This window comes from Parafannyhessea sp., from assembly GCF_051876455.1.
Lineage (GTDB): Bacteria > Actinomycetota > Coriobacteriia > Coriobacteriales > Atopobiaceae > Parafannyhessea.
In genome coordinates, this window is the sequence record NZ_JBJEHW010000025.1 from 1 (window position 1) to 5807 (window position 5807).

The 5807-nt window shown below is 65.9% G+C and carries 3 protein-coding genes; 1 reads left to right on the plus strand and 2 read right to left on the minus strand.

Annotated features, from left to right (window positions below; all coding sequences use genetic code 11):
• Positions 1–330: 330 nt before the first annotated feature.
• Positions 331–909 carry an RNA 2'-phosphotransferase gene (locus ACI38Z_RS00975; RefSeq protein WP_439788326.1) on the minus strand — a complete coding sequence of 193 codons (579 nt, stop codon included), beginning with the start codon at positions 907–909 and terminating at the stop codon, positions 331–333.
• 18 nt (positions 910–927) lie between these two features.
• Positions 928–2385, minus strand: coding sequence for a lipopolysaccharide biosynthesis protein (locus ACI38Z_RS00980; RefSeq protein WP_439788327.1), 1458 nt, complete (start codon positions 2383–2385; stop codon positions 928–930).
• 524 nt (positions 2386–2909) lie between these two features.
• Here ACI38Z_RS00980 and ACI38Z_RS00985 point away from each other — a divergent pair.
• Positions 2910–5807 (plus strand): phosphoenolpyruvate carboxylase, encoded by a 2898-nt coding sequence (locus tag ACI38Z_RS00985; protein ID WP_439788328.1) that lies wholly within the window; start codon positions 2910–2912, stop codon positions 5805–5807.

The following is a 5807-nucleotide window of genomic DNA, read 5'->3' on the forward strand; positions in this document are numbered from 1 at the left end:
GAACGGCAAGGGGCTTATTGCCGCGACGACTAAGGCATCTGCAACCGAGGCCGTGCCCAAGACTGGCGACACCAACGCCGCTGGTGCTGCCGTCGCGTTTGCCGGCCTGGGTGCCGCTGCCATCCTCGAGGGGCTGCGTCGTCGCCGTCACGAGGAGGACTGCTAGTCAACGGTTGGCTGTTGAGTGGCAGGCGGTAGGTTGCATAGCCTCGATGGCAATCGTCTGACAAGTTGATGTATGGGCCCCGTCGCACGAGTTTGCGACGGGGTCCATTGTCATGCCAAGTTATGAAGTGAGGGGGAGAAAGACACGGCCCTGAGGATTGGCGCTCAGTCTTGGGATTGAGAGTAGTCTGGCCCAGTGAGCAGGGTCAGGTACTGCGGCGGAACGCTGTCCGCGAGCCAGACATCGTTGTTGCCCAGGTAGAAGCGGACGCCGTCGCTTGCGGCTGCCTTTGCGTCCACGAGCAGGATCGCTGGGTGCTCGTCCCTGCGCGCGCCTACCTCGCGGGCCATCGCCACGTTGGTGGAGAGGTGAACGTACTGCCGCTCCATGGGGAGGAGCCCCTGCCGGCGGATGGATGCGAGTGCGCGGCGCGCGGTGCCGTGGTAGAGCACGTCCGGCGGCGTTGCGGGCGCGTGATCGATGCGCGTTGCGAAGGAATGCCCGTACAGCGCGCGGATGCGGTCGCCGGATATCTGATGGCGCTGCTTTGGCGAGGTCGCGATGATCTGCTCCAGGTCCGCGCGCGTGACGGGACGCCTGCCGGGGTGCCGAGCGTTGAGCGCAGCCAGCAACGTGTCCACAGGCACGAAGCCCTGCTCGTCCGGCGCGAGGCCAAACTCCTCGGGATGGTGGCGCAGGGCGTAGGAGATTTCCTTACTTATGTGGACGAGCCGCTGGTCCATGGTTGCTGTTCTTCTCCCCTAGAACTCCTTGGGGTGCAGGCGCACGCGCACGTACTGCACCACCATGAGCGCCAGCAGCACCACCATGACCAGGAAGTACGCCCACACGGCGCCGTTGAACCCGATGGTGGGCACCAGCGCGCCGGACAGCACCAGCACCACGGCGAGCGCGATGCCATAGGCGCCGGTGGCCTTCTGCTGCTGGCGCAGCACCGTGATGATCTGGTACAAAAAGTCGATGGCCGCGGTCATGCCGCCCGCCACCAGCATCATGTACTGCGCCGTGCGGTACGGCTCGAAGTCGAGGCCGTACAGGAAGCTCGTGATGGGGATGCCAATCCACGCCGCGATGAACACGTACACGGCCGTGAGCACCGCGCACAGCGCCAGCACCGCCACGATGATGAGGTCAAAGCGCTTGCGCCGGCTTGGGTCGGACCAGATGTTGGCCAGACGCACGAGCTGCGGCTTGTACACCAGGCCGATCACCATGAGGATGCTCTGCGCGGGGAAGTAGATCGCGTTGAAGACCAGCTGTGCCTTGTAGGGCAGCACGCCCTCCATCACGAACTTGGGGACCGACTCGATCAGCGTAAAGACAAACTGGGCGAGAAACGCGGGGAAGCACTCCTTGAAGATCTCCCGGATCTCCTGCAGCTCCCACTTGCGGGACTTGGGCGTCTCGAACAGCGCCAGCGGGATCGTGACGATTACGAGTGAGGCAGCCGCCACGATCGCGAGCGCGATGGACGCCACGGGGATGGAGCGCGTCACAAACAGCACCACGCTGAAGACCACCACGCCGGACACGCAGCGCAGCGCCTGCGAGATACCCGCAAGGTACAACTTGTCCATCTGCTGCAGCCGGCCCTCGTACACGTCGGCAAAGGCGTCGATCACCCTAAAGGCAAACGTGCCCCAGCAGATGGTGAGCATTTCTCCCGCGTAGCCCCTGACCTTGCAGAAGAGCCACCCGGCCAGCATCATGAGCACGCACGAAAGCACGCGCTGGATCTGGTACGCGGCAAACGACTCCGTCTCGTCGATGTCAGACACCTGGTAGGTTCGCACGCCGTAGTTGCCGATGAAGATGAGCAGGTTCGCGATCACGAACGCCATCGAGAACATGCCCGCCTGCTCGGCACCCGCAAGCTGCGACGCCACGATGGTGAGGATGGGGAAGAGCGCGCCCCACACGCCCATGCCGACGGAGTTTGCGATGTAGTCGCGTGTCTGGTTGTGCGCGGCGTAGCGCGCGGTCTGGTTGGAAAGCGAGCCGGAATACACGGCGCCAATCAGGCGGTCCCACCAATGGTCGACCACGCGGCGGAGAAACCCGGGCTCCGTGCTTGCGTCCTGTGACGGGGCCGCGGCTCTCTCTCGCGCGGCGCGCAGCCGTGTGGACATGCCGTCCTGCTGGTCGTCCGCCTGCTGTTTTGCGGATGCCTTCCGTAGCTTGTGGATGGGATTGTTCATATGGATCGACGCCTTCGTGTCGCGGTGATTCGCCATCGCGGCGGCCGGCATGGCATCCATCGCGGACGCGCCCGCCGCTCGCATGCCATCAAGCATAGCCCTTGCGCCCTGCGCCCCGCCAGGCGTGGGGGCAACCCTTACCTTTCGCAACAAATCGCGGCTCTATTAAGGGCATGTTTTCATGTCTGAAACACTGCTTAACTATCATTCAGACATGAAACTCTTGCTGCGAGGTCGTGGGAAGCTGCGCTCCGGCGGGGCCTCTGCATGTATGAGGACGTTGCCAACGGTTGTTGGGACGAACTCCTAGCGAGAAGGGCCGCGGCTCCGCCAGAAAATCGGCCAAAGGCGCGGATTCATCCACAGGCGTCACGATTTTCTCGCCTGAAAGGTGAATATCTAGTTTCGCGGCGGTGCGGTCCCGATGGGGAGGGCGCCGCCGCGGTATTGTGTACATGCAATAATCCTGCGAGCGAATGCGCCCGCTCCGGTCGCGGCCCGGCGCCGCGCGGGGGAGGGCCATCATGCAGAGGAGGAACACCGTGTCAGAAGTCACGGGATCCAAGGGCGAGAAGGACGCGCTAGACGCAGCCGCGGCCGCCAGGGGCGTGCCGCACGAGGACGTCGAGCGCTTTGCCCAGAGCAACCCCAAGACCATCGAGGAGCTGCTGCACTTCAAGCGCGAGGACCGTCCCACCATCTACCCCACGGCGGAGGAGGCGGCGGAGCTTGCCCAGGCGGCCACCATGCTGACCGGCGTGGACGTTCCGGACTCCATCCGCGCGAACATGACGCTGTTCCTGCGTCTGGTTCGCAAGGTGCTGCGCGAGTACGACCCGCGCCTGCGCGACGAGTTCGACCACATCCTGCACGACTCCCTCGTTGCCACGAGGAGCGAGTGCAGCGGCCGGGACGACGAGCAGGGCGAGGCCGCCTTTGACGACTGCGTCAACACGTTTGACCAGATGTCCATCGAGGACGAGACCCTCATCGTGCGCGCGCTGACGGCCTACTTCCACATGGCGAACATCTGCGAGGAGAACTACCGCGTCCACGCGCTGCGCGCCCGCGAGGCCAACGTGGACCCCGAGTCGCGCGAGGACCCCGTGAACGAGATCACGGTCGCGTACGACAAGCTGGTCGACGAGTGCGGCCGCGCCAAGGCGCACGCGCTCCTGAACCGCCTGGAGTTTCACCCCGTCTTCACCGCGCACCCCACCGAGGCACGCCGCAAGGCGACCGAGGGCAAGATCCACCGCATCGCGGACCTGCTGGAGCAGCGCCCCTACCTGGGTCCGACCGAGCGCGCGGAGAACGAGCGCCGCATGCTGCAGGAGATCGAGGCCCTGCTGCGCACGAGCCCCATCGCCATCAAGAAGCCGACGCCGGTCCAGGAGGCCGACACGGTCATCTCGATCTTCGACTACACGCTGTTCGACACCGTGCCCGAGGTCTACCGTCGCTTTGACGACTGGGAGCTGGGCGACAAGGCCGGCACCGTGCCGCCCGTCTGTCCCGCGTTCTTCCACCCCGGCAGCTGGATCGGCTCCGACCGCGACGGCAACCCCAACGTCACGGCCAAGGTGAGTCGCGAGGTGAGCGAGAAGTACCGCGTCCACATCCTGGAGGCGCTGCGTGACCGCACCGCCTGGGTGGGCCGCAACCTCACGCTCGACGCGCGCACGACCAAGCCCTCCAAGGAGCTCATGAACCTGTGGAGCCACCAGGTGGAGATGAGCGAGGCGCTGTCCGCCTCCGCGCTGCGCGTGTCCGCCTCTGAGCTGCACCGCGCCGCCATGATCGTCATCTCCAACCGCCTGGAGGCCACGATCCAGCGCACGGCCGACATCATGTACCAGACGGCCGAGGACTACATCAGCGACCTCAAGGTCGTGCAGTCGTCCCTCGCACAGGCCGGCGCCGTCCGCACCGCCTACGGTCCCGTCCAGAAGATCATCTGGCAGGCCGAGACCTTTGGCTTCCACCTCGTGGAGATGGAGTTCCGTCAGCACTCGCTCGTGCACACCCGCGCGCTCGAGGACATCCGCGAGCACGGCCGCTGGGGCGAGCGTGGCGAGCTGCAGCCCATGACTAAGGAGGTGCTCGACACCTTCCGCGCCATCGGCTCCATCCAGCGCCGCAACGGCGTCAAGGCCGCGCGCCGCTACATCATCAGCTTCACCAAGAGCGCCCAGAACGTGGCCGACGTCTACGAGCTCGCGCGCCTCGCGTTCGCGCATGCCGAGGACGTGCCCGTGCTCGACGTCATCCCCCTGTTCGAGCAGGTGGAGGACCTGGAGAACGCGGTCGACACCCTCAACCAGATGCTCGAGCTGCCCGACGTGCAGCGCCGCCTGTCCGAGACCGGCCGCAAGATGGAGGTCATGCTCGGCTACTCCGACTCCTCCAAGGACGAGGGCCCCACGACGGCCACGTTCGTGCTGCACAAGGCTCAGGCCGCCATCGCGCAGTGGGCGGAGGAGAACGACATCGACCTCACGCTGATGCACGGCCGCGGCGGCGCAGTCGGCCGTGGCGGCGGCCCCGCGAACCGCGCGGTCCTGGCCCAGCCCAAGGGTTCCGTCAACTGCCGCTTCAAGCTCACGGAGCAGGGCGAGGTCATCTTCGCGCGCTACGGCAACCGCACGCTGGCCCGCCGCCACATCGAGGAGGTCGCCGGCGCCACGCTGCTGCAGAGCGCTCCCTCGACCGAGCTCGTCAACACGGAGTCGACCGAGAAGTACGAGGACGTCTCCAAGGCGCTCACGGAGGCGAGCCGCGACCGCTACCTCGACCTCCTCAACACGGACGGCTTTGCGGAGTGGTTCAGCACCGTCACGCCGCTCACCGAGGTCGGCCTCATGCCCATCGGCTCCCGTCCCGCCAAGCGCGGCCTGGGCGCCAAGTCCCTGGACGACCTCCGCACGATCCCGTGGATCTTCTCGTGGTCGCAGGCGCGCATCAACCTCGCCGCGTGGTACGGCCTGGGCACGGCGTGCGAGAAGTTCGGCGACATGGAGCGACTGCAGAGCGCCTACAAGGAGTGGCCGCTCTTCTCGACCTTCATCGACAACATCGAGATGTCGCTCTCCAAGACGGACGAGCGCATCGGCAAGCTCTACCTTTCGCTTGCCAACCGCGAGGACCTGAGCAAGAAGGTCCTGGACGAGATGCGCCTCACCCGCAAGTGGGTGCTCGCCATCGTGGGCGACGAGTGGCCGCTGCAGCACCGCCGCGTGCTCGGCCCCGTCATCCGCATGCGCCTGCCGTACGTGAACGCGCTGTCGATCGCGCAGGTCATGTCCCTTGCGCGCATGCGCCTGCGCGGCCAGGTGCTCACCGCGGACGAGAAGGAGCGCCTGATCTACCTGATCCTCTGCACCGTCTCCGGAGTCTCCGCCGGCCTGCAGAACACGGGGTGA

Coding starts and splice junctions, on each gene's coding strand:
- ACI38Z_RS00975 (WP_439788326.1), bottom strand. CDS start 909: ATGGACCAGCGGCTCGTCCACATAAGTAAGGAAATCTCCTACGCCCTG.
- ACI38Z_RS00980 (WP_439788327.1), bottom strand. CDS start 2,385: ATGAACAATCCCATCCACAAGCTACGGAAGGCATCCGCAAAACAGCAG.
- ACI38Z_RS00985 (WP_439788328.1), top strand. CDS start 2,910: ATGCAGAGGAGGAACACCGTGTCAGAAGTCACGGGATCCAAGGGCGAG.